13 protein-coding genes are annotated in these 25507 nt (G+C 38.4%); 5 read left to right on the top strand and 8 right to left on the bottom strand.

The genetic code is table 11. From position 1 onward, the window contains the following. A partial coding sequence (locus ACOVQ4_RS15450) for a collagen-binding domain-containing protein (RefSeq protein ID WP_421821527.1) occupies positions 1–3904 on the bottom strand: 3904 nt, incomplete at its 3' end. 875 nt (positions 3905–4779) lie between these two features. Here ACOVQ4_RS15450 and ACOVQ4_RS15445 point away from each other — a divergent pair. Continuing rightward, positions 4780–5394 (top strand): SGNH/GDSL hydrolase family protein, encoded by a 615-nt coding sequence (locus ACOVQ4_RS15445; protein WP_421821526.1) that lies wholly within the window; start codon positions 4780–4782, stop codon positions 5392–5394. A gap of 188 nt (positions 5395–5582) precedes the next feature. Here the strand turns inward: ACOVQ4_RS15445 and ACOVQ4_RS15440 are convergent, their stop codons facing one another. Beyond that, complete coding sequence (locus ACOVQ4_RS15440; protein ID WP_421821525.1) at positions 5583–6200, bottom strand: HupE/UreJ family protein; 618 nt, start codon at positions 6198–6200, stop codon at positions 5583–5585. A gap of 485 nt (positions 6201–6685) precedes the next feature. Between ACOVQ4_RS15440 and ACOVQ4_RS15435 the strand changes: the two genes are divergently transcribed. The 3 genes from ACOVQ4_RS15435 to ACOVQ4_RS15425 all read left to right on the top strand — a co-directional run bounded on the left by ACOVQ4_RS15435 (position 6686) and on the right by ACOVQ4_RS15425 (position 12577). After that, positions 6686–8281, top strand: coding sequence for a GMC family oxidoreductase (locus ACOVQ4_RS15435; protein WP_421821524.1), 1596 nt, complete (start codon positions 6686–6688; stop codon positions 8279–8281). Between the two features lie 138 nt (positions 8282–8419). Beyond that, complete coding sequence (locus ACOVQ4_RS15430) at positions 8420–9244, top strand: universal stress protein (RefSeq protein ID WP_421821523.1); 825 nt, start codon at positions 8420–8422, stop codon at positions 9242–9244. Positions 9245–9595: 351 nt separating this feature from the next. After that, complete coding sequence (locus tag ACOVQ4_RS15425) at positions 9596–12577, top strand: T9SS type A sorting domain-containing protein (protein ID WP_421821522.1); 2982 nt, start codon at positions 9596–9598, stop codon at positions 12575–12577. A 251-nt stretch (positions 12578–12828) separates the two neighbouring features. Here the strand turns inward: ACOVQ4_RS15425 and bioA are convergent, their stop codons facing one another. From bioA to ACOVQ4_RS15395, 6 genes are all read right to left on the bottom strand, one after another. Next, entirely contained in the window at positions 12829–14181 is a 1353-nt protein-coding gene (gene bioA, locus ACOVQ4_RS15420; RefSeq protein ID WP_421821521.1) for an adenosylmethionine--8-amino-7-oxononanoate transaminase, read from the bottom strand. A gap of 18 nt (positions 14182–14199) precedes the next feature. After that, a complete protein-coding gene (gene bioD, locus ACOVQ4_RS15415) occupies positions 14200–14820 on the bottom strand; it encodes a dethiobiotin synthase (protein ID WP_421821520.1) in 621 nt (206 codons plus the stop codon). A 13-nt stretch (positions 14821–14833) separates the two neighbouring features. Continuing rightward, positions 14834–15898 carry an aminotransferase class I/II-fold pyridoxal phosphate-dependent enzyme gene (locus ACOVQ4_RS15410; RefSeq protein ID WP_421821519.1) on the bottom strand — a complete coding sequence of 355 codons (1065 nt, stop codon included), beginning with the start codon at positions 15896–15898 and terminating at the stop codon, positions 14834–14836. 1171 nt (positions 15899–17069) lie between these two features. Then, positions 17070–19412 carry a M1 family metallopeptidase gene (locus tag ACOVQ4_RS15405; RefSeq protein WP_421821518.1) on the bottom strand — a complete coding sequence of 781 codons (2343 nt, stop codon included), beginning with the start codon at positions 19410–19412 and terminating at the stop codon, positions 17070–17072. Positions 19413–19641: 229 nt separating this feature from the next. Next, entirely contained in the window at positions 19642–20808 is a 1167-nt protein-coding gene (locus tag ACOVQ4_RS15400) for an acyltransferase family protein (RefSeq protein WP_421821517.1), read from the bottom strand. A 111-nt stretch (positions 20809–20919) separates the two neighbouring features. Next, complete coding sequence (locus ACOVQ4_RS15395) at positions 20920–22083, bottom strand: helix-turn-helix domain-containing protein (protein WP_421821516.1); 1164 nt, start codon at positions 22081–22083, stop codon at positions 20920–20922. Between the two features lie 370 nt (positions 22084–22453). On the opposite strand from ACOVQ4_RS15395, the gene ACOVQ4_RS15390 reads away from it, so the two are divergent. Next, positions 22454–25399, top strand: a complete 2946-nt coding sequence (locus ACOVQ4_RS15390) for a histidine kinase (protein WP_421821515.1) — start codon at positions 22454–22456, stop codon at positions 25397–25399. The last annotated feature ends 108 nt before the right edge of the window (positions 25400–25507 follow it).

Raw genomic sequence — 25507 nt, 5'->3', positions numbered from 1 at the left:
CTCCACTGCCGCATCTTGAATTATTGCTTACATTCCCTGCACTTGGTGCACTTGGCAATGTGTTTATAGTTCCAGTTACAGCTACTCTACTAGCTGCAGGTGTTTCGCAACTTGTCGTTGTATTTCTACAAGCTACAAAATAGGTTGTACTGGTAGTTAAACTTGGACTATATGAAGCTCCCGTTGTAAGCACTGTCGTTGATGACTGAGACGAATACCATTGAGCAGTTTCGCCACTACCACAAGTTGCTCCAAGTGTTACAACTCCCGCTCCACATCGATTGGCTGGAGTTGTTGTAGGTGATGATGGTGTTGGATTTATTGTAATAGCAATAGAAGCGTTACTAGAACAACCCGTATTACCTGTTACAGTTAGAGTATATGTTCCAGTAGTGCTTGCTGTAATATTTTGAGTTGTGGCACTAAAACTATTTGGACCTGTCCATGAAAATGTTACTCCAGGAGCATCAACTGTCATTGAGATGTCATCAATCGCAAAATCGTTCCCTCCTGTATTCGTATTCTCATTTCTAATTTCAAAATAAGCTGTTGTGCTACTTCCCGAACTCCAAGTGGTTGATAACTGTTGCCACGCACAGGTAGTCGCAGACAAGGTTGTTGAAGTACCCACTTTCACACCATTGACGTAAAATGCCAGAGTTGATGGATTGGTAGAGGAGATAGATGTCGCGTAAGTACTTAGACGATAGGTGGTATTTGGATTTACGGCAATTCTTTGTCCCCAAACAGTTAGACTTGCATCTGTTCCTCCATCTGTTACCATAATTCTTCCTGTACCTGATGCTGTTCTATCTTTACAAGCGGATGCCCAAGAGAAATAGGTATTCGCATCTGTTACTACACCAAATATTCCATAGCCATAATTTTGTTCTCCATATTGTGTCACAAAACCAATGTCTCCTGCTGAGAAATCTCCATTATACACCAGATTAGGATTAGCTACACTACCTGCACCATTAACTGTAATCGGCGATCCGCAATTAGAAGTATTACCTCCTACCGCTGTCGCACTTACACCCGAAACAGCCCCGCTTACAGTTAGGTTTACTGGAGTCTTTATACTTTCACAATTATTGAGTGTACAAGTTGCAAACAAATTCAACGATGTACTTCTTGAAGCAGGAGTATAAGTAGCCCCTGTAGCAATTGGAGTCGTATCGGTAGAGCCACTATACCATTTCACCGTTCCTCCTGTACATCCTGTGGCCGTTAGCGTTGCTGTACCTGTTCCACAGATAGACGCACTACTAACTACAGGAGCTGAAGTACAGGTTTCCTCGGTCATACAGATATCATCAATTGCCATACCATCCCCTTCGTTATCGCGAGGGGTAATGTAAAGCTCAAGGTATTTTGCGCCAGCAGGGGCTACAATCTCAACACAATACTGTTGCCAGTTGAGTGTCTCCCATTGCCCGTCGGTATCAGCAGGTACTGATTGATAAATATCTCCTGAAGATAGTATTCCTTTATCACCGCCTTCGGCATTTCTAAAATTGTATTCAAAATACACATCTGCATTACCCTGTACCCCCGATGGGTTGAAGGCAGCCATATAGGCACATATTTTATATTTTTTTCCAGGAGTAACTGGGAAAAACTTTTGATTTGAACTTGGAGCAAAAAGCACACACTGGTTATATCTTCCGTAGATAAAACGATCGCCAGAGTTTGCATTACCTGTCACACTTGCATCAATATAATAAGCCCCATTTTGGTTAGCATAATCATTTACATCTGTTCCAATAGCCCAATCAGTAGGAGAAGCTCCTCTGTAGGCATCAGTATTGGTAGCAGTACGGGTAATGTATGAGGCAGGGGATGATTGAAAATACACAGGAAACTTTTTCCCGTTATTAGTCACATTATCGTCTGTCTCAAAACTTGAGTTTGTGACAATGTTATTTGGACAAGATACAGTCGAGCAGTTATTTTTTAAAACTACTAATACCGCATTTGATTCTGCTACATAATCTGTACAGTTGGTACGACGAGCTGTTCGGATAAAACAGGTAGTTTGAGTAATAGCTCCAGGAGCGTATGTTGCGGAAGTTGCTCCCGAGATAGCTGTATATTTTGAAGAACCAGCCACATTAGTAGGACAAGCGCCATTGTCTAATGAGGTAGCTCTATACCATTGATATTGGATGGGTTGTCCGGTGTCGCCTCCTGATGGTGCCGTTACACTTGTTAGGGCTGCAGGTGTACTACTTACATTTTTACATAAAACTTGATTTGAGCCAATGGTACCTCCACTTGTCAAGTTGTTACAAGTATTATTTACTGTCAAACAAAAGTTATCTAATTTAAGGTAATCCCCACTTGCGTACCCTTCGACCCTCAGGTATGATGTTCCTGCTGGAGCTGTACCTGACATTGTATATTCTTGTAAGATAGGACCAGATGTCACAATATCAACATCCCAATCGACTTGCCTTTCCACTGTCAATAGGGCTGTACCTGAACTATTGTAAAAAACTAGTCTAATACGATGATCTTTGCTTGGGTCATGTGTTCCTCCGTAGGCCGAAAGTGAATACGAAGTACCTACAGTGATATTATTTACCTGTTGCCATACAGTTCTAGGAACGTTGTCTGCTGAATATAGGTAAGCATTGTATTTATCACATACCGAATACTGTGTGTTGGTGTAAAGATATGCCGTAGGAGCTCCAGTCCAGTTCCACCCCCTTGTAGCGTTAGATGAATTATAACCAGCTCTATCATCTGCTAACTCAAAGCTTGGGTTAACCAACATATTACCTGCACAATCACAAGTAACTGAGCTAAAGCTACTACAGTTTACCGTAGTATTGAATGTTTGGTAGTGCACTTCCCCTTGTGCATGTGTATAGTTCATACACACTACCTGACCTTCGATATTACCTGAACCAGCTTTGTTTACGTGAGCGTTAGGGGCAAACACTGTCCCTACGATTGTACTTCCTCCATTTAAAAAAATAGTAGTACTTCCTGCCGAACTATTGACAAAGTTGAAAAGAATATATTGACCTGCTGCATTAGGTACCCCAGGAAAATTCGGGATGTTCCAGTTAAAAGAGCTAGCACTACCAACATCCACCGTAATAACTACAGGGTTGGTTGCAGAAGGCACAATATTAAATTTGATTTCGTTGAAAATAGCCAACTGGCTAGCCGACATTCTGAAGAAATTGGTACGACCAGATGTTAGGTTAAAGGTATATGAAGTGGCTGTTGTCGATACAGTTGTATTAGATGTACAGCTATTGTAAGTAGACGAGTAGCTTCGCATATTCGCAATAGCTGTATTAAAATCGAATACATCGGCATTAATAGAGGCTTGCGTTTGGGAAACTGACAAACTAATACGTGGATTGGCATCTTGTGAAGTTGCACTTGAGGCCGTCAAACGTGTAGGATTGGTAGACCAATATTTAGAGGTTGAAAAATCCTTAATTTTAACAAAACCTCCACTCAATACATTTAGACCATTACCCGACGAGTAGTTTACATTACCTTCTACAATCAATACTGTATTGTTGGCATCACCAGAAGCTTTGAAAGTACCTGTAGTACTCATCCCCAATGAATAGGATCCATTGAGCGTGAGGTTTCCGAAGGTAGCCAAACCACCATTGGCATCGCCACTGGTAAGTATGGTATTACCGTACGAAAACACATTAAAGCCCTGTATGGGACTTAGAGGATTTTGTTGGGCTTGAGATTTTGTTGCACTTCCTAAAAAAAAGATAAGTGGCAACAAGAGTGAACCCCTCAAAAATCCGTTGGCATGGTTTTTGAGGAAAAGTTGCGCTCTCCTAAAAGTGTTCAACTCAGGCGTACATAGCTTACTAAAGCCGTACTTTGATGAAGTACGTAATGAAGCAGTAAAGTTTTTCATGGGGAAACTTTATTAATTTAACTCGGCGGATTATAAGAAAAATTATATTTCTGGACTAGTACAAACTATATCCATAAGGCTATATCGAGAAGACACTAGAGTCTTTGGGGCGGGCGGGTTTTAGCAAGTCATATTTGAAATAAGCATACGAAGACTCATCTTTTTTGGCGTTGAAAATGAATCAATAATTTCTTGCAAAAAGCACTCGAACATAGCAATGATGTACAAAGCAAAAATGTGAGACGACTAATAGCGGAAATAGCCGAATGTGATAAGCCTAGATTACTGAGGTTGATTAACGAAAATAAATGTTTGTAGAAAGGCTTGCGATTCCTTTCTTCAGAAATGGCGTTTCTCTTTAAACTTAGGCTTTTGCGTAATAATAAGTGATATTGCGGCTCACTTATGATTATGTACTTTAAATTTGAAGCATTAGCGGGTGCCAAACGGGAGTACGTATGAATATTTTTTACAAAACAATTTTGAAAAAAAACATTTTGCGAAAATGATTTTTCAACTGTTTTTTAAAAAAAATTACTTTTATTACAATAAATTCTTAGGCGGTGATTTGTAATAAAAATGCAATTTAATTCAAAAATAAATTGTAAATATTCACTGTAAATTAAGCCAAAATCATGCCAAAATACAATATTGTACGCTAGGTACTTTTTTTCCAAAATCCTAGAAAATTATTAAACGGTCATTATATTCGTGATTGATAAATGCCTCATCGATAAGCATTTGCTCGTATTTTACGTATAACTATTACACTAATGCTATACATACTGTTTCAACGCTTAATTTGTACACTAACTGTGTTTTTTTATACATCCCCGCTTATACAATCATCGTCAAACTATCCTTTGAGATTCATTATGAAAGATACCAAACCAAAAAAAATCCTTGCACTCGGAGATTCTTATACAATTGGCGAAAGCGTACCTCCAACTCAACGCTGGACAGCACAATTAATTGAAGCTCTTCGCCATGAAATTTCTGTAGTAAAACATGATATTGTAGCACAAACAGGCTGGACAACTTTTGAGTTGGAGGAAGCTATCAGTAAGCAAAAACTCGAAAATAATTATGATTTAGTAACGCTTCTCATTGGCGTCAATAATCAGTACAGAGGTCTTTCGAAAGACGATTTCAGAAAGGATTTTCAGAAGTTACTTCAAATAGCCGCTAACTTTAGTAAAGATGAATTTCGAGGGATAATAGTGCTATCGATTCCTGATTGGGGTGTCACACCGTTCGCCATCAATCGAGACACCAAACAAATTGCCAAAGAAATTGATGCGTTTAATCAAATTATAAAAGAGGAATGCGCCTCGAAAAAAGTCGTTTTCGTAGATATTACTCCAATTTCTAGAGCTTTCCCAAACAACCACTCTATGATTGCAGATGACCAGTTACACTTCTCTGGCAAGATGTATCAACTATGGGCCGAAGAAGCCAAGCAAGCAGCATTAAAAATTTTGAGTAGGTAATGTTATTAGTCACTTAAGCAGTTGATTTTTAAAGTAATAGATAAAAAATTTTACCGAAAGCTGAATGCCCAAAGCTATGGGCATTCAATAAAAACATATCCATCATTACTAATAAATGATTTAACACTCTTTGCCTTGTGCCTCTGCTTCATGCCTAAACGCATAAATTAAATCTAATTCAGCATTCATTATTTTCCACCCAACAACTCTTGAAAATAGTCAGCCGAGGTGATTAATGTTAGGGCTACACCTGCTACCATACCTGAAAGAATAAGATTCCAATCATGCTTTTTTACTTTAAATATATCCAATATCAAAAAGCTTACTACCAAAGTCAACAGCACAATCAAGAGTTGTCCTAGCTCCAAGCCTACATTAAACGCCAATAAAGGCTTAATTAAGCTCTCTTCTTTTCCCAACAAACTTCTTAGATAGTTAGAAAAACCCATTCCATGTATCAAACCAAAAGCCATTGCCATTGGATAGCGCAAGGAGGAGCTTTTCTCTTTTTGAAACCTTGTATTGTCGCTTGACTTATGAAAAAAGTTAAGAATACAGGTTAAAAATATGGTAATAGGTATCAAAAACTCGATGACTTCTGTTCGATACGTAATAACCTGCAATGTTGCCAAAGCCAATGTTACAGAATGACCAAGCGTGAAGGCTGTAACCAATACAGCTAGTTTTTTCCAGTCGTTAGGTCGATAGATTGCACATAAAGCAATCACAAACATGATATGGTCATAGCCGTTGACGTCGGTAATATGTTGAAAACCTAATTGAAGATACAATTGAAAATCAGACATGGGCGGGTTATAAAGATTTAAGGGTTTGTTTTAGAAGTACGATTTTACAAATTTAACTTAAATTAATTCATTAGCGAACAGAACACCTTGTACAAATCAAAGAATAAATTGTTTTATTTATACTAATTTGTTTTTAATTTAAGGCAAAATAAACGATTTATTGTCGGCTTTCGGCTTTCAGGTATCGGCTTTCGGCCCTAGGCTTTGGACAAAGGCATTTGTCTGTGGTGTTTAGAAAAATACTCTTTGCCTTGTGCCTAAACACACAAAACTTAAATCTAATTCTGAAGGGTTCTAAAAATGTATATCTCGGATTTCGGATGTATAAGCTTCTATATTTTGTAAAAAATAAAGGTATTTTACATTATTTCCGAAATCAGAAATCCCAAATCCGCAATTGTTGGAATTGCTTCGTACAACCCTAATTCGTAATTCAGCATTCATACTTACATAAATACTCTTTCTTTTACCAATCATTATTCGTTATGAAAGCAGACTATATTATTATTGGAGCAGGCTCGGCAGGATGTGTATTAGCTAATCGTCTTTCAGAAAACGGACGTTATCAGGTATTATTAATAGAGGCTGGAGGAAAAGATAGCAAACCCGAAATTCATATTCCCGCTGGCTATGGCAAACTCCATCATTCAAAGGTCAATTGGAATTTTTATACCGTCCCACAGCCTTTTTTAAATAATAGAGCATTGTATCAACCACGAGGCAAAACCCTAGGAGGCTCTAGCTCGGTTAACTGTATGGCCTACATTCGAGGAAACAAAGAAGACTATAATGATTGGGCCAAATGGGGTAATACAGGATGGAGTTATCAAGATATGCTTCCGTATTTTATCAAATCCGAAAATAATCAACAGTACCAAAATGAATATCATGGAATAGGTGGGCTGCTCAACATCAGTCATAATATCAATGTTACACCATTGGCCGAAGCATTTATTGAGGCTTGTGTAGAAAAAGGCATTCCTGCTAACCCTGATTTTAATGGTGCTCAACAGGAAGGTGCTGGGAAGTTTCAGTTTACGATCAAAAACGCCCGTCGCCATTCAACGGCTGGTGCCTTCTTGATACCTGCTCTTCGGCGGTCCAACTTAAGAGTATCTACCAATACACAAGTTGCTAGGATACTGATTGAAAATGAGAAAGCAATAGGTATTGAAATTATCAAGGGAAACACCACCGAAAAAATCTATGCCAACAAAGAAGTCATTTTAGCGGCAGGTGCATTTCAAAGCCCTCATTTATTATTGCTGTCAGGAATTGGAGCCTCATCCTATCTCAAAGATTTTAATATAGACTGTAAGGTAGATTTAGCAGGAGTAGGACAAAACCTATCAGACCATCTTTTTGTCAATATCAATACCCAGTGTAATCAACGCATTACTTACAATAACATCGAACGTTTTCCTTGGATTCTTTCCAATCTTTATCAGTATCTTTTTCAAAAAAAAGGGCCACTCAGCTCGAGCCCCCTCGAGGCCTGTGCCTTTGTTCATACTAAAGAAAATTTGGACAGACCAGATATTCAATTTCACTTCGCACCTGTTTTAACACATGACCTCCACAAGGTTAGAACTTTACCCAAAACAGAAGGCTTTACCATTTTACCAACCTTACTCAAACCCAAAAGTCGTGGGTTTGTTGGTTTACAGAGTAACCAAGCCCAAGTTGCTCCATTAATCAACCCTCGATATTTGTCAGATTCAAAGGGAGAAGATATGGCCACTTTAATGAGGGCCGTTTACAAAGCCAAAGAAATCATGATGTCGGAGGCATTTGCGCCATTTCGACAAACCGACGATTTATTTTTACCCAAAAAATACGATACTGACCTTGATTGGGAGCAGTATATTCGAGCAACTTGCGAAACAGTATATCATCCTTGTGGAACATGTAAAATGGGCGTAGACTCCGAGGCGGTCGTAAGCCCATCAACACTTGAAGTATATGGCATAAAAGGGTTACGTGTGGTAGACGCCTCTGTAATGCCTGAGGTAATAGCTGGTAACACCAATGCCCCCGTAATTGCCATTGCTGAAAAAGCCTCTGACTTAATCTTAAAATAACTTACTCATAATCAATCCATAACAGTACAATAGAATACTATTTAAAACTAACAAAAATCATATTTAAAACTGATTAAGCAAGGTTTTGAGTGAGGATTTTGGCTTTACTTTTGTCATAAATCAAATCTCACATATACCATGAACAACATACTTATTGCTACAGACTTTTCAGACAATTCCAACAAGGCATTACAATACGCTATTTTGATAGCCAAGGCTACTAAAAGTGACCTGTATTTGGTACATACCTATTTGCCTAGATATGTAGAGCCTGGGATTTATGCCGATGCAGATACCATGCAAAAAGCCCTCGACGATCAGAAAGACGCTTTGTATAGTAAAATGGTACCACTAGCTACCCAAGTTGAAGAATCAGGTGTGAAGTGCCATGTAGCACTTGAAATGAACGATGTTATTTCTGGTGTTTTTGATATAGTAGAAAAAAACAACATAGACCTTATTGTGATGGGACGTACAGGGTCGGGAGGTTTTTTGAGTAAATTGATTGGTAGCAATGCAGCTCATATTACAGCCAAGGCTCATGTTCCAGTATTGACAATCCCTAATCAGGTTGAAGATGTTAAAATTGATAAAATTTTGTATGCCACTCAATTAGAGTTTGACGAAAACCATATATTATCACAAGTTTTTGAACTTTCACATCAATTAGAAGCAAGTGTTGCGCTTACCAAAATTAATGCACCTTTCGAACCTGATGTGCAATCCGACAAACAGTTTGTAGAGCAAATTAAAGCTGCTTTTGTAAAAGAAAACTTTACGCTGGACACAACCATTTCGAATAGCGTAACCGAAGGAATTCTTACGACTGCCAATGAGAGAAACATCGACTTAATTGTTTTGGCAGCACATCATCGCAATTTCTTAAGCCAATTGATAGACCCTAGCAAATCAAAGCAAGTTATTATTCGTTCTGATATACCAGTATTGACTTATCAGCTTTAAAACATTTTACCTAACCCTTATTTACTTAAATGGCTTACCCAAAAGGTAGGCCATTTAAGTTTTCAGGCAATTGACCTTAAGCTAAAGAAAAAAAGGAGTTTTTTTATGAAATTATAAAGACTTGTACTTGCCTATCGGCTACGGCTTACGGCTTACGGCTTAAAGCCGAGTACTCAAATTTCACTTTGTTTCCTTACTAACTTAAAAATAATAATTCCTTTTTGGGATAAATGAGACAAGGAAGAATTTGTTCGCTAATTTTGTGGGATACAAACAAGCATCATCGTGCAGGTGAATTCTGTACGAATACTTAGAATCTATATTGCCAAATTGTTTTAACACATCAACACTATGCGTAAATTTCTACCATCTCTGGTGCTTTTACTGGCACTATTATCTCCTTGTGGCCTATTCGCACAAAGCTTTTCTGAGGATTTCAATTTTAATGGTTTACTAACAGCCAATGGCTGGACCGCTCATAGCGGCACAGGAACTAATTCAATCTCAACAACAGCAGGCCTGGTTCTTTCTGGTTTGAGTTCTACCGGAAACGCAGCCGTTCTTACTAGCAGCGGCGAAGATGTTTCCAGATTATTACCCTCTGCGTTCAATAAAGGTAGCGTTTATGTTTCGTGCCTAGTAAATGTAACAGCAGCTAAAACTACAGGAGATTATTTTATTCACTTAATTCAAGGCACCACGAGCTCTGGAGGATTTAATCCAAGGGTTTATGTTCGATCTTCTTCTGATGGTATTCAGTTTGGTATCTCAAAAGGTTCCGCCTCTGGAACATCCTTGGCCTATACTACCCAAAGTTATGCTTTAAATACCACCTATCTATTGGTATTTCGCTACACTTTTAACACTACGGCTACTACTGATGATACTGCAGAACTATTGGTTACTGATGCTTTAAAAACAAATACTGAACCTCTAAAAACCGACTGGCTTGCGTCTATCGATACTCAAAATGATGCTAGCAGCTTAGGCATGATTGCATTGCGTCAAGGTTCTGCCACCAATGCGCCTAATCTTATCATAGACCGATTGAGAGTAGGAGATAGTTGGACTAGTGTTGCATCGTTGAGCTCAGCTCCTAGTTTGTCGGCGGTGGGTACAACGGTACCAAACACAAACCTAGGAACAGCCTCCGAGTCGTCCAAAATAATTGTTACGGCCTCTGAGCTAACTAGTGATATTGATGTAGGTTTCAAAACAGCCACAGATAATTTTGAAATGAGTTTTGATGAAGGAAAGACCTGGGGCATTACAGGTGCAATCAAGGCACAAGGAGGTTCCTTCTTGGTGAGAAGTTCGGCAAAAGCTGCTTTGGGAAATAACGAAGGCATTATTCAATTGACCAGTGGCTCGATTAGTGTAAGCGTAAGTATAAAAGGAACTATTTTCCCTGCCGGAACAGGCCTATGCGGTATTACAACAAATATTAAACAAGTTCGGGACAATCTCCCTGCACAAAACTCCTACACGGGCGGAAGCGCAAGTATTGCAGGTAGAGTTACCAGTAAATTTGGAAGCAATAAGTTTTATTTACAAGATAATACAGGAGGTATTGCGGTATTTTCGGCAAGTGGAGCAACCTTATTTGCGAATATTTCAGTGGGCGACTCTGTACAAGTTGTGGGCGCATTAGTTAGATTCAATGGAGAAGCTGAAATCCTTAACCCAACCTGTATTAATAAGGTAATAAGTACCAGCAAAACGCCTACAATAGCAGTTTTTGATGCAAGCAAAAAAGGGACAACAACGCTTTCAACATTCCTTGAGGCAAATGAAGGAAAGGTCGTAAAATTAATTGGTATGAATTTTACGGTAAACACAGGAAATTTTGCCAGTGCTACCAACTACAAAGTCATTGCTTGTAATGAAATGGGCGAAACTGAAGTACGTGTCGATGCTACAGCCACTGGCATAATCGGAACGGCCGTTCCGAGCATTACACAAGACATCACGGGTGCAGTAGGGCATTATATCAACACAAGCGGAACGGTGGATATCTTGCAGATTTTTCCTTACGTAGCTAGTGATATTTCAAAAAGCTCAACTTCTTGTACTATTACTGTACCTACGCCAGCATCATACTGCGGAACCTTGGCAGGTGCAACGATTAGTGTAGATTCTACCTTGGATATCACTACTTGGAACGTTGAATGGTTAGGAAATACAACCCTTTCTCCAAGTGCGTTGGGTCCCATCAAAGATACCCTTCAAATGAATAACGTAATTACAGTTATCAATAAACTGAAATCGGATGTTTTTTGTCTGGAAGAGGTTTGTAACCATACCTACTTTGCTAGTTTGATTGCACAAAATTTACCCAATTATGGTATCAAATGTCAAACTGATTACTACTCGCATTACTATGATGCACCCGAAAAAGCGAGTGACCCAACCACCTATGCTCAAAAAATCTGCTTTGTATACAAAAAGGATATCATTACGCCTGTAGATGCCGAAACCAAGTCATTACTCGTCGGAAAATACACCTATCCGCCTGCCAATAACTGGGCCTCTGGGAGATTGCCATATATGTTTGTGGCAGATGCCAAAATTAATGGAAAAACTAAAAGAATCCACTTTGTAGGAATTCATGCAAAATCTGGTTCTGCCCTTTCTGATTATAATCGAAGAAAACAGGATGCTATTGATTTGAAAGCCGAACTAGATAGCAAATATGCTAGCAATACAGTCATTGTGTTAGGTGATTATAATGATGATTTGGATACCTCTATTGCATTAGGAAACCCTTCTTCTTACAAAGAGTTTGTTGCCGATGTGGCAAATTATAAAACTATCTCGAAGTCTCTAAGTGATTGTAAAGTATCTAGTACTGCGAGTTATTCTGATATTATTGACCATATTATGCTGAGTAACGAAATCGGTATATTAACAGAAGGTGCGGCAAATCCTGGGGTATCTGCTTCAGATATTTATTATATCAACAATACGCTTAATGTTTCAAGACCAATCGATTTTGTGGCAGACTATACCAATAGCACTTCTGATCACTATCCTGTAAATGCACGTTTTTATTTTGGTTTTTTACCAGTAAAAGTATTAGGTTTTGAAAAAGAGGAACAAGCATTTTTCAAAGTTTATCCCAATCCTGTACAAGACAATTTAACGATTGATTTACTGACTGCTGGAGAAACTAGCGAAATTACAATTGCAGATATAATGGGAAGAGTAGTTTGGACAAAAAACACTAATGCAAACTTGGTAACAGTTCCGACATCAGATTTCACGAAAGGTTTATACATTATTCGTATCAATCGTGGTAAATCCTCAAGTGCGTTTAAGATTGAAAAATTATAAATTCAATAGGTCTAAAATAAGTAGAAAAACGTTATTAGTTAATAGTATATCGGTTATTTGAAGGTGTTCATAACCAAAATATTACAGTCAAATTTTACCTCAGATATACTATTAATTTAAAATTTGTATTCTGGCAGTAGAGACGCAATGCTTGCGTCTCTATTACTGGTAATCTCAACTCACTCAATTAAGGGTCTCATGTTGATGCTATATTTCAAAATGACACCTTTTTAGACGCAATCATTGCGTCTCTACTTAAATTCTAAAAACTCCTCAATACACGCATATACATAATCCAAATCTTCTTGTTGTATACAATACGGCGTTAGTAGGTAAATAATATTGCCAAGAGGACGCATCAGAATACCTTTTTCTAAAAAGAAATTATACGCCATATCTCGAATATTACTAAAGTATGAGGTTCCTTCTTCAGTATGTATCTCAATGGCCAAAATCGTTCCTCGCACACGTACCGAATCTACCGCACTTGCCTTTTGTGCGCTAAGTCTTTGAGCAAATCTCTCATGACTTTGTTGTAAATGTTTTATCTGCGTTTGTGTTTCGGGTAAAAGCAATAAATCCAAACTGGCCAGTGCCGCCGTACATGCCAAGGGATTAGCCGTAAAACTGTGGCTATGAAACAACGTTTTGCGTCGGTCTTCCGACAAAAATGCATCAAATATTTCCTGAGTACAGGTAGTTACGCCCAAGGCCATAGCACCGCCTGTCAAGCCTTTGGACATACAGTAAATATCTGGTTTGGTATGGATATAGTCTGTGGCAAACATTTTACCTGTACGACCAAAACCTGTCATGATTTCATCAGCAATGGTAATCACACCTTTATTTTTGGCCAATGTAATCAGTTCCTCCAATACCTCTGGCTCATACATGACCATCCCACCTGCTCCTTGAATTAAAGGTTCAAAAATAAAGGCAGCGATTTCATCAGCATTTTCTAAATACTTTTTCATCTGAGCAATAGCCTCTTGCTCTTGTCCTGCTACGGGCACTGGCAAATAGCAAGTTTCATACAAAAAAGGCTCGAATGGCGCATTAAAAGCACTTTTTGCTCCTACGGCCATTGTGCCAAAGGTATCGCCATGATAACCATTACTCAAGGCAATAATCTTATTTCTTTTTTCAAAACCTCTATTATGAAAATATTGAATAGCCATTTTTAAGGCCACTTCGATAGAGGTTGAGCCGTTATCCGAATAAAATACTTTTGCTTGATGACTCGGCAATATGCCCAGTAACCTTTCGGCTAAACTTACGGCTGGTTCGTGTGTGAAACCTGCGAAAATGACCTGCTCAAGTTTCAAAAACTGTTCTGCAACTTTTTGGGCAATATAGGGATGAGAATGCCCGTGTAAATTGACCCACCAAGACGAAATAGCATCGATATATCTTTTGCCATTTTCATCAAATAAATACACCCCTTCTGCACGAACAATCGGAATAGAAAAGGGTGCAGTATGATGTTGTGTAAAAGGATGCCAAACAACTTTGGCATCTCTTTCGCTTAAATTAGTTATCACTGGTTTTTCCACATTTTCAACAGGAAATTCCAAGTGCTCATCAATTGAATAGTCTTTTTTCATAAAAGCTTCTGACTTTTTCTACTGCCAAATACTTAGTAATGAATCGGCTAGTTTACGAACAGCAGGCTTGTCGATTTCTGCCTGAGTTGGGATACGACCCAAGCATTTAAGTTTTGTGTAATTCAAAATAAAGCTCTCAGAGGAAGCATTTGAAATACCATTGAAAATTATCCCTTCAACTGGAATATTTCTACTTTTGAGGGCCTCCACAGAAAGAAGCGTATGATTGATACTTCCCAAATAATTTTTGGAAACTAATATAACAGGAAGATTCAAGCCTTGAACCATATCTATCACTAAGTCTGTATCATTGAGCGGAACCATTAAGCCTCCTGCTAGCTCTACAATCAAATTTCGTTCGGTAACTGGCAACTGTATTTTTGACAACTCAATAGTAATGCCATCCAAAGCTGCAGATGCATGCGGAGAAAGTGGTTCATTGAGGCGATAAGCTTCAGGGAAAAACGTATTATTCGTTACCGATACGAGGCTTTTTACCGTATCTGTATCCGAAAAATCAAGCCCTCCCGATTGTATCGGCTTCCAATAATCTGCTTGTAGTGCTTCTACTAAAACACTAGAAATAAACGTTTTGCCAATTTCGGTACCAATACCAGCGACAATAAATTGTTTTTTCATATTGAAATTAATATTAAAGGTGTGTGGACATTTGCTTCACTAAAGCATCAATCTGCTCATAGGTATTGTATTGATGAAGACAAATTCTTAACCGTTCTTTGCCTTTAGGAACTGTCGGCGAAAGAATGGCTCTTACGTCGAGTCCTGCCTCCTGTAATTGTTGAGCTATCAGGCGACATGCCTCATTGCCCGGAATTACAATACATTGAATAGCAGAGCGACTCTCGATAATGGGGTAACTACATGAAGAGGCCACTTGTTCGCGAAAATATCCGATTAATTGATGAAGGTATGCATTACTAAAACTTGTTGATTCTAAATAGTTGTATGCACTTTTTACTCCTGCATGACTGTGTAAAGGTGCCGCCGTAGTGTAGATAAATGAACGAGCAAAATTGATTAAAAAAGCTCTTAGACGCTCGCTTCCCAACACAATTGCGCCATGACAACCCAGGGCTTTCCCAAAGGTAATCACTCTGGCAAAAACTCGATTTTCGAGTCCATAATAAGACACTAACCCCTCTCCTTTTTCTCCAAAAACTCCTGTAGCATGTGCTTCGTCAACCATCAATCCTGCTCCATATTCTGCACAGAGGTCTGCTAGTGCTACTAGTGGGGCTTCGTCTCCATCCATAGAATAAACCGACTCGACGGCTACATAAATACGCCCAGTATTTTGGGTTTTAGCATGTTCGAGCTTTTTACGAAGGTCTGATAAATCGTTGTGGGAAAACTTTAGTCGGGTGGCATAGCTTAGGCGAGCGCCATCAATCATACTGGCATGAATATATTCATCTGTAATCAAAAAGTCTCCTTTTTGAGGAACACTCGCCAGCAAACCAACATTGGCATCGTAGCCAGAATTAAAAATGAGCCCAGCCTCCGCATCATGAAACCGAGCGATATGTTTCTCTAAATTTTCAGTGTAAGCGTAATTACCCGCCAACAACCGTGAGCCTGTTGCGCCAACCCATTGGGTTGCTGCCTGATCAAGCTGACGGAGTTCTTGCTTGATACCTTCAACCAATATTCCTGTTTTGGCAAAACCCAAATAATCATTTGAACAAAAATCCACCATATTTTGGGTGGTTTTTAGAACTCTATATAAAGCTAAATCTTTTCTTTTTTGAAGAGATTCTGCTAAAAAACTTTCAATTTGATGCACGTCTTTACAAGCCTAATAGCTCGTTTTGAGGTTTATTGGGCACAAAGATAATACCTAAGCCTCCTTTGCAGAGTTAGATTTAAGTTTTTTGTTTTACATTAGGCTGTAGGCTATAAGCATTAGGCAATAGGCTATAAGCATTAGGCATTAGGCGATAGGCGATAGGCAAAGAGTGTTAAATCGTTTTTTAAATAAAATGACTAATTACTGGACAAAAAGAGAAAAGGTATTTAGACTTTTTCAATGAATGTTTAAAAACAGTTTAAAACTGTTAAAAAAATGAGTCCAAGACTAAGTCTTGAACTAGTATCTTCAATTTTGTCCAGTAATCAGATAAAATGAGAATTGTTTTTGCTGAATGCCTAAGGCCTTTCTAATTTCATAAAAACGCCTTTTTTCTTTAGCTTACGGCTTTATGCCTAAAGCCTACTGCTTGAAAAATTAAATTTTATTTTGCCTGCTAACTTCATAGGCAGGCCACGCTCCTGTCTAGGCCTTGGGTGCAGGTAACCCATTCGATATCTCCGACTCCTTCCAAACAATCAATAGTATAGAGCTATTGTGAGCAAATTGTTCTTTTGTCATAGATTACCCGAAAGGCATTAAACGCCAAAGCAAGTCATCCGAAGGGCGATTTACTTGCTATAGTTATTTGCATGCTTCAGCAATTAGTAGAGTTTTTAAAATGTTTTTTGCATAAAAACTAAATAAAGTCCGCTCAACTCCCTAAAAAGAGCTTCAGATTAGTGTTTCAAAAACTAATGATTTATCGAGCTTAATTACATTATTCTACTTTAACATCAAAAAAATCTTTATTCGTAATAAAGTTTCAATTATTTTACACTTATGTATTGCGTATTAAACAAAAAGCTTATAACTTTGTACTCAATAGGTGTAGAACTATTTACTAGGCTTGCTCAGGTGGTTTCCGCCTGAGCAACTTTTTTTTATAGGTTTATACAAAAAAAGGTGGTCTTGCCCAGAAATTTGGCAAGACCACCTTTTTTGTTGACTATTGACAATCAGCTTTCAGAATTATTTTCCCTTTACCGAAAGCTGACTGCCGTAAGTCGATAGCTCATTACTATTTTTTTGCTCCTTGAACTGCGCCCGCTGCTTGTTTTTGTTGTTGCATTGGGTTTGGCATAGACTGACGTTGTCCTTTGAATACTTGGAAACGAGTTGGTTGTTCTGGCTCACGAGGGAAAGCATTATTGTTTGTATCAATATCAGCAATCTCGTAGAATGGGTCAAGAATCCATTTAGCTACTTTCTTATCTGTAGGAATAACCTTTTTCACTTCTTTGTCATTCAAACGCCATACTTCCGCAGGAATACGAACTACCTCATCGGTACCATCTTCGTACACCATTTTGATAATAATTGGCATTGGCAAACCTCCAACGTTTTTCACATTGATTACATAAAAGTTTTTATTACCATTTATCAGTTGCTTCTCTTCGTCAGAAAGACCTGCTGTTGCTTGCTCAAAACGTTTTTTATCTGCTTCTGACGTAGCGTATCGGTCATAACTGTTGTAGAAATCACGCATATCGGGGTTTGCCTCTACTACCGTTTGAGTAATATCTTTTTTGTTACGGATATTGCTCATCGTTTGGCGTTTTGCCTCAGCGTCAGCTTTTGCTTTAGCATTTTTCTGCTCAGGGGATTGGTTGTCGATACCAAACCATTCTACCGTTTCTAATGATTGGTCTGAAGGCTCAACACCATAGAACCACCCACGCCAGAACCAGTCCAAATCAACACCTGAAGCATCTTCCATCGTACGGAAGAAATCCTGTGGAGTTGGGTGTTTGAAGGCCCAACGACGAGAGTACTCTTTAAAGGCAGCATCGAACAATTCACGCCCCATGATTGTTTCACGCAAGATCGTCAAACCTGCAGCTGGCTTGGTATAGGCGTTTGGTCCAAATCCCATAATGTTATCCGAGCTACTCATGATAGGTACCTGTTGCGTTTTGTCGGTACGCATATAAGTAACAATACCTTGTGGCTCGCCACTTGAAGTATCAAAGTCTCTATCCCATTCTTTTTCAGCCAATTGCTCGCAGAAAGTATTCAAACCTTCGTCCATCCATGACCACTGACGCTCATCTGAGTTTACAATCATTGGGAAGAAGTTATGACCAACTTCGTGGATTACTACTCCAATTAAGAAGTTTTTAGTCCCTTCAGAATAGGTTCCATCTGCCTCAGGACGAGCACCATTGAAACAAATCATTGGGTATTCCATACCACCAACTGGCCCGTGAATAGACTGAGCCGTTGGATATGGATACGAAATAGTTCTTTTTGAATATGAACGTAAAGTATGCGCCACCAACATGGTAGAATATTGCCCCCAAAGTGGATTAGCCTCTTTTGGATAAGCAGACATAGCCCATACTTTTTTGCCTTCAATATCTACTTGCATAGCATCCCATACAAACTTACGAGAACCAGCAAATGCAAAATCACGCACATTATCAGCCTTGAAAACCCAAGTTTTCTTACCTGTTGGCTTAGCTTTTTCTGCTGCTTCAGCTTCTGCTTGTGTCACAATAAGCACAGGACGATTAGCTCCTTTAGCTTTTTCCAAGCGTTTTTGTTGCTCTGCTGTCAATACCTGCGCAGCATTTTGTAATTCACCAGTACCCATTACAACAAAGTCGTTGGGCATAGTCAATGCCACTTTGTAATCACCAAATGGAAGGGTAAACTCGCCTTGACCCAAGAACTGTTTGTGTTGCCAACCGTTTACGTCGTCATACACACACATACGAGGAAACCACTGAGCAATTTCGTAGATATAGTTACCATCCTTAGCAAAATATTCATAACCACTACGAGCACGAGTAGCCACAGCATCAGTAATATTAAAATCCCACTCTACTTGGAAACTGATTGTTTGGCCTGGCTTTAATGGCGTTGGCAAATCCACACGCATCATGGTTTCGTTGATAGTAAACTTCAACGGTGCGCCCTTAATGTCTTTTACTGCACTAATATTGTAACCATATTCTTTGTTGTTCAGCACCCCAGCACTTGCGCTCAAGCGTGCAAAACTAGTACCCTTATCGTTCAATGAAGAAGTTTGGGTAGTTTGTGCAATACCGCCTTTTTTGAAGTTGTTTTGATCTAGCTGTAACCACAAATAACGAAGGTCGTCTGGAGAAAAGTTTTTGTAGGTAATTACCTCGCTACCAGTAATACGTTGCTTTTGGTCATCCAATTCGGCTTTGATGTCGTAGTCGGCACGGTTTTGCCAGTAGTCTTTGCCCGGAGCACCCGAAGCGGTACGGTAGGTATTAGGAGTTGGCAAAGTATTGCCAAGCTGCTCAAAACGGGTGTTGCCGTTGTAAGGGTTCTGTGCAAAAAGTGCCGCACATTGCCCCATGAGAAGCGCAAAAAGGCTAAGCTTTTTCATAATAGGATTTGTTGGTGAAATAAAGTTTCTACGAAAATACAGAATTTTTAGTATATGCCACTTCTATCTTCAAATCCCTATGCATGAGCCTTTCATGCTTTGTGGATAAACGGTCATATAAGTATTTGAGTGGTTAGCAAACCGCTTTCAGCTTTCGACCTTGGGGAAAGTCCGATAGCTGAAAGCTCAAATCCAAAGGGTATGACGGCCTATCCCTTTATACTTTCCCCTACTTTTTTACCCCAAACAAAAACCTCATTAAACTAAATGGTCGTATTAAATAATGATACAAAAGCCAAGATATACCAAAGGTTCCACTGGCGATTAGGATATATTTTACCCAAAGATTGAGCGATACCTCAGCCAAATAAAAACCTAAAGCCACCGTAATAGTCTGGTGTAAAATATAAAAAGGATATACGGCTTGATTGCTGTATTGAAGCGCCTGATTGGTAAAATTGAGATAATGCTTGGCATAACCCCCTATGGCCAAAATCGTACTCCAAAGGCTCACCATTGTCAATAATCCATTTACAATGGTCATTAAAACCGTATCTTCGGGAATACTGCCCAACAGCGTATCATACAAAAATCGGGAGCTTACGATAAATAGGCCTATCACAGCATAACTTCTCCTGTGCTTTTCCATGGTATCCCATGCAATAGGAGTTTTGCCTACTAAATATCCCAAGACGAATAGCATAATCGATACCGTAAAATTATACCAATCTGATACTAAATTTTGGAAAACTGGCCAATCGGCATGCAAAAACCAATAGGCCGAAGCCAATACTACAGCCCAGAGTAATAGACCCAAAGGCTGACTTACTAGTTTCTGAAAAAACTGCCAAAAACCTTCACTATTTCTATTTTTCAGAAATACAAAGAGCGGCGTTGCCAATACCGAAAATACCCACAAATAGGCGATAAACCACAAATGATGCCATGAGGTATTGCCTTCGGGATAGCCTTGAAATTCAAAAATTGTAGGATAAAAATTCCAATAAGAGCCTTCAAATTGCTGGCGCTGTAAGCGTTCGAAATACACCTGTGGGGGCACTATTACCAAAACACCAAAGAGTAAAGGGATAAGTAATCGCTTGGAGCGCTCGCCAATAAAGGCGCCAGCCGATTTTGTGTTCATCGCAAAACTTACTCCAACACCCGATATAAAAAACAATAAGGGCAATCGCCAAAGGTGTAGCCATTCCATCGGGATTTCGAGGATTTCGGTCAGTTCATTGTTTTTTACATGCCAGCCCCAATGCACAAAAAACATTCCTGTGTGAAAGAAGATTAAAATACCAAAGGCCAAAACACGAATCCAGTCGATATAATACTGACGAGTCTTTTGAGAAGAAGTGCTAAGAGGTTGTTGTTTGTCAAGAGTTTTCATACAAAGCTTTTTTTGATTTGATGCTCAAAACTAGCTTTATCATAAGCTCAGCAGCGATTGTTTTGATAAGGAAGATGTTCGATTTTATAAAATCGAACATTAAAACAAAAGCTATTTTTCCTCTTTTCTGTACTGAGAAGGGGTTTGTCCTACGATTTTTTTGAAAGCCGTATTAAAAGCTGATTTGGAGTTATATCCAACCATTTCGGCAATTTCTTCTATTTTAATATGTTGACTTTCTGAAGAGATAAGCAACTTTTTGGCTTCAGCAATGCGCCACTGCGCTGCATAATCAAAAAAACTTTGACCCAAACTTTCATTTAAAATTTGAGAAAGATGATGCGGAGAAACACCCAATTTCTTGGCCAATGAGGGCAAAGAAAAATCTTCTTTCAAATACAGTTTTTCTTCTTGCATCAATACCTCCAATCGAGCCAAAGTTTGGTCTTGTATTTCGTCTGTTAGGGTCGACTTTTCATATTTCTTTACAGGCTTGGCCTCCTCTCCTAGCCTGAAAAAATCAGACTGCCGAATCACCGAAAAACTTATCGCATAGATAATAAAAGTGATATGTGCTGATAAAATATGATCTCCCAAATCGCTAGGAAAAGTTCTTTTGATGATTAAAAACAAAAGTACAATAGACGCAAAACTTAGCCATTGTGTACGACACCAGCTCAATGAGCTATTTTCTTTTGAAAAAATAGACAAGCCTACTTTTTGAAATTGTTTTTTTAGTTCAAAAAAACCTACAGCCACGTATAAAGCCATTTGCACAAACATTAAATCATTCACATAATCTCGAACTTTGCAAAACCACCCCCAATCTAATACCTCATTTTTAAGAAAAGGAAGTTCAGGATGATAAGCGTCTAAGTAGGAATTGTATTTGAAACTATCGGGCAAAGGATAAATATAAATACTCATACAAACCAGATAAAACACAAATGGAGCAAAATGAATCAATTGTTTCCATGAAAAACGTTCAGAAATGAAGGTTCTGAGGTACAAATACGTAAGAGGAGCTAGTACAAAATTGAGAGGTTCGGCAAAGTCTACCCAAGCCAATAGTTTGAACATGTAATTGGTATACGACAACAGTACCTCGACCGTACAAGTGGATAGTGCAAATAAAAATAAACCTAAATATCGGTGGGCAATTTTGTTTCCTTTGGGTGTAAATAGAAAAAATATGGCTAAAAAATAGCCCTGTACCACTCCCATGAGTATAATGATAGCAAATAGGTCGATATGAAGAGGATGATTGACTGGCATTGGTTTAGTTTTATCAAAAGTAAAATTACGCTTTTTTCAGTTACAAAAGGATGCTACACTTTTACTCAAAATAGACTTTTATATACTCAAAAAAGTATCTCATAAAACTATATCCTATTTTCCTCAAAAGCCACCATACATTTGTTCCTGTATATTGTATTACTAGTGCCTAATGTTTGTTAGGAACTATATTTCCGAACTTATCAAATTAACTTAAACTAACTATTTTGCACAAAAGCATCTTAGCGTTAGTTTATTTCGAAAAAAGGTTTCGTTCGAGACCTTTTTTTGTTTTTATCTTGGAAAAAGGTTTTGCTTATTTGTAGAAAACTCCAAGTCAGTAGAAGCTCCGACAGAACATATTTCAGTAATGCGACATTTTTTGACGTTTCTATATATTCTAATTTTTAGTTTTTTTAGTAACTGTTCGGTTGCTCAGAATGCCATTTACCGAGTTATCAACAACCTCAACGGTCTGCCTAGCAATACGGTTTACAGTATTCTTCAAGATAAAAACGGTTTTTTATGGATTGCTCACGACAAAGGGCTCAGTCGTTATGATGGAAAAAGCTTTGTACACTACCAAAGTATTGCCAAACAGGGCCGTTCGCTCTTCAATCTGATGGAGTACCAAGACCGTATTTATTGCCAAGATTTTGCAGGAAATTTTTATTATACCCAACAAGACAAACTCGTTAAAGAATCCACACTTTCGTGGAAAGGGGGCTTTGTACCTGCTACCATTTTAAACAACAAACTATTAATTAGTTGCTTTACAGATACGCTCAGGACACTGAACTTGGCAACAAAGAAAATCAGTAAAATTCCTATTCCGAGCACCTTTACCTGGGGAATTAACGTAAAGAGCCACAAGCTGTTAGCTTTGTGCAAGAATGGTATTTATCGTACCGATGGGTATCGTGGACAATTTCAAAAACTATCTACCTATCAGTCGTTCTTTCTGATTCCGACCGATAACGAGCTATTTGGCATTACCAAAACCCAATATCCTTATGTTCGGCGACTCCTTCATGGTGGCGCGCCCATTTCGGTACTCAAACCAAATTTATTCATACAAGATGTAATCAAGCTCAAAGACGAAATTTGGGTTTCTACTTCTAGTGGAGCCTATTGTTTTGACCTAAATTTTAACCCTAAATACAACGGATTCTGTTTTTTTGAAGGAACTAGCATTAGCAGGATACTCTTAGACCGCGAAGGTAATTACTGGTTTGCTACCTTATCAAAAGGCTTATTGTTTGTGCCCAATATTCATACTCGATTGTATCAATATCAAAATACTGGTATGACAGCACTAGCCCCTTTTCAGGAAGGGAGAGGCGTGTATATTGGTACCGAAAAACAAAACATTCTATCTTTTAGTCCCGACCAAGGTTTTAGTCCTTTTTTCATGAAAAAGTTATCTAATCATGAAGTCATTTCAATATATGAAGATACCGAAAACCATGATCTCTTTTTTTCGAGTAACAGGCTAGTACATCTCAATGCACAACACCAACTAGTACAAAGCCTCGAATTCGCCTCTAAAAGTATCGTAAAAATCAAATCCAATCTTTATGCGATGGCATATTCGGGAGGGGTAGCTTTACTGACCAAGTCCCGAAAGCCAATTTCAATTCCATCCTGGCTTTTACCTACAAACTCTTCTACCAAATATTTACATATTGATACCGTTTTTCATTTGACCCATCCTTCTATAAAATCCAGAACGCGATGGATTGAATTTGGACGAAAAGATAGTACTTTATATATTTCGACAGTAGGCGGTTTGGTGTATATCTCTCCCAAGTCGACAGGAAATATTACCTATCAAGGCAACCCCATATATGGTTCACAAATTATTAACCAAGGAGACTATACGTATGTTTCAACGTTTAGCGAAGGGGTGTATATCATTAAAAACCAACAAGTTATACAACATATTAGTACCAAAGACGGTTTGGCTAGTAATACGATCTATCGTTTTCAGATAGACCAGCAAAAGTTGTGGCTTGCCGAAGAAGGGATGCTTCAATCTTTTGATTTGAAAACGAAAGAAATTACGAGCTATAGTAGTACCGATGGACTTCCCAAAGCCGAAATCAAAGACCTTGTAGTTGGTGCTCAAAATATATTTTTAGCTACCCCCGAGGGGCTTGTAGTATTTGATAAAAAAAGGAATGTTATTAACAAAACCTCGCCATTAATGGTACTAACGGGCTTCACGGTAAACGCTCAAAAGCGAGATTATTATTCTGGAATAAAACTTGAATCTGACCAAAATAGCATAGAAATCTTTTTTTCAATACTAAGTTTCAAAAGCGAGGATGAACTACGCATTAGTTATAAAATCAATAATGGAACTTGGCTAAATTTACCCTCACAATCGAGAGTTTTGAGTTTCCCATCTTTATCACCTGGAGCCTATCAGCTCAAGCTTAAGGTAATCAATGAAGATGGTATTGAGGTACAAAAGCCACTCGATATTGACTTCGAAATCAATGCTCCTTTTTATCTACAATGGTGGTTTGTGGGATTGATTTTAGCCATAATCACGCTAGGAATTTATTGGTATTTCCGTTGGAGAATCAATGATATTAATCAGAAAAACCAACTTATTGCTGATAAGCTCAAGCTCGAACAAGAGGTAAAACAAAGTATGCTAGCCAGTATCAAAAGCCAAATGAATCCGCATTTCTTGTTCAATGCACTCAATACCATTCAGGCCTATATTTATACCAACGACAAAGAAAACGCTTCTGTTTATCTAGGCAAATTTAGCGAGCTAACACGTCGAATTTTGGATATGAGTAATAAAGATTGTGTGCCCTTGAGCGAAGAAATAAAGGCACTAAACCTTTATTTAGAACTCGAAAAAATTCGGTTTGAAGATTTGCTACACTATACCTTCGAGGTAGACCCTGCCCTTCAACCCGATTTTGTACATATTCCATCTATGTTGATTCAACCGTACGTAGAAAATGCTATAAAACATGGATTATTACACAAAAAAGAAGACCGGCAACTTTGGATTAAATTCATTAAAGAGCGAGATTGCCTTATGGTCATTATTGAGGATAACGGTATAGGACGAAAACGTTCGGCACAGTTGAAAAGACTGAAAGAAAAAAATACGCATAATAGCTTTGCGATTTCAGCCAATCAAAAGCGACTAGATATTTTAAATCAGGGAGCCCAATACAGAATCATGATGGAAATTATTGACAAACACAACGCACAAGGCGAACCTTCGGGTACATTGGTAAACATTAGAATACCATTTCAAAAATCACCTTCCTCAAATTTGGTCAATTAAAAATCTGATTTCCTAAAACCTAGTTACATAGCGGAAATAATATTTCTATTTTTACAATAGGCAATAGGCAATAGGCAATAGGCAATAGGCAATAGGCAATAGGCAATA

This window comes from Flectobacillus sp. (genome assembly GCF_049240685.1).
GTDB lineage: Bacteria > Bacteroidota > Bacteroidia > Cytophagales > Spirosomataceae > Flectobacillus.
This window is presented reverse-complemented; position numbering and strand designations above follow the sequence as displayed.

Coding starts and splice junctions, on each gene's coding strand:
- ACOVQ4_RS15395 (WP_421821516.1), bottom strand. CDS start 22,083: ATGCCAGTCAATCATCCTCTTCATATCGACCTATTTGCTATCATTATA.
- ACOVQ4_RS15425 (WP_421821522.1), top strand. CDS start 9,596: ATGCGTAAATTTCTACCATCTCTGGTGCTTTTACTGGCACTATTATCT.
- ACOVQ4_RS15435 (WP_421821524.1), top strand. CDS start 6,686: ATGAAAGCAGACTATATTATTATTGGAGCAGGCTCGGCAGGATGTGTA.
- ACOVQ4_RS15430 (WP_421821523.1), top strand. CDS start 8,420: ATGAACAACATACTTATTGCTACAGACTTTTCAGACAATTCCAACAAG.
- bioA (WP_421821521.1), bottom strand. CDS start 14,181: ATGAAAAAAGACTATTCAATTGATGAGCACTTGGAATTTCCTGTTGAA.
- ACOVQ4_RS15410 (WP_421821519.1), bottom strand. CDS start 15,898: ATGGTGGATTTTTGTTCAAATGATTATTTGGGTTTTGCCAAAACAGGA.
- ACOVQ4_RS15405 (WP_421821518.1), bottom strand. CDS start 19,412: ATGAAAAAGCTTAGCCTTTTTGCGCTTCTCATGGGGCAATGTGCGGCA.
- bioD (WP_421821520.1), bottom strand. CDS start 14,820: ATGAAAAAACAATTTATTGTCGCTGGTATTGGTACCGAAATTGGCAAA.
- ACOVQ4_RS15390 (WP_421821515.1), top strand. CDS start 22,454: ATGCGACATTTTTTGACGTTTCTATATATTCTAATTTTTAGTTTTTTT.
- ACOVQ4_RS15400 (WP_421821517.1), bottom strand. CDS start 20,808: ATGAAAACTCTTGACAAACAACAACCTCTTAGCACTTCTTCTCAAAAG.
- ACOVQ4_RS15440 (WP_421821525.1), bottom strand. CDS start 6,200: ATGTCTGATTTTCAATTGTATCTTCAATTAGGTTTTCAACATATTACC.
- ACOVQ4_RS15445 (WP_421821526.1), top strand. CDS start 4,780: ATGAAAGATACCAAACCAAAAAAAATCCTTGCACTCGGAGATTCTTAT.